Source organism: Wolbachia endosymbiont of Drosophila bocki (assembly GCF_028982005.1).
Taxonomy (GTDB): domain Bacteria; phylum Pseudomonadota; class Alphaproteobacteria; order Rickettsiales; family Anaplasmataceae; genus Wolbachia; species Wolbachia pipientis.
The window spans coordinates 1-803 of the sequence record NZ_JAPQLG010000029.1; the positions used below are offsets into that span (position 1 = coordinate 1).

The 803-nt window shown below is 32.4% G+C and carries 1 protein-coding gene; it reads left to right on the plus strand.

Translation table 11 applies throughout. The annotated features are described in order from the left end of the window. Positions 1-168: 168 nt before the first annotated feature. Complete coding sequence (locus tag OZD61_RS00520) at positions 169-768, plus strand: hypothetical protein (RefSeq protein ID WP_274979449.1); 600 nt, start codon at positions 169-171, stop codon at positions 766-768. Positions 769-803 lie beyond the last annotated feature (35 nt).

Below are 803 nucleotides of genomic sequence, written 5' to 3' on the forward strand. Positions count from 1 at the left end.
GATATACCTCTTTCTTAACTATGCTTATTTTACCTCATATTTTCGAGATCCTTAACAGGTTCTAAGAAAAAGTATGAACAAGAAGGATTAAAAGGTGTAGATGAGGCTATAAATGAAATTAACAAACTTGCAGAGCAGCGTGACAATCTAAGCTTAGAACGTGACTCCTTGAGAGATAAAGTTAATGAACAACAGCGAGTGATATTTGAAAGAGATCAAAGAATAAAGGAGCAAGATGCTTCTATTAAGTCACTTATAGAGAAACTCGAAAAATTAGAAGAACTTAATAAAAAGATAGAAAAAGAAGGTGATACACAAATAAGCGAATTAAGTGAAGAAAAGCAAACTGGGGAAGAAGAAGCTGAAAGACTTAAAGCTGAATTAAAAAGGATGACGCAAGAATTCGCTTGGAAGAATCAAAATATTGAGCAGTTAACACAAAAGATAGAGAAAGAACTGCAGGATAAAAATGATGTAATAGAAAGCTTAAATGATAAGTTGAAAGATAAAGAAGATGAAGTTCAATCAGTAAATGGGATAAATAAAGAACTACAGAAGAAATTGAAGCAAAGTGAAGCTAATTTAACTGTACTAGAGAAAAAGAGTGCAAATTTGGAGAATGATCTGAAGAAAATAGTGGAAGGTTTAAAGGATGATCATAAAAAGCAGTTGGCAGAACAGTTAATGGAAACAAAAAAGGAAAACAATACATTGGCTGAAACGGCGAGCCAATTGTCTAAGAACCTGTTAAGGATCTCGAAAATATGAGGTAAAATAAGCATAGTTAAGAAAGAGGTATATCT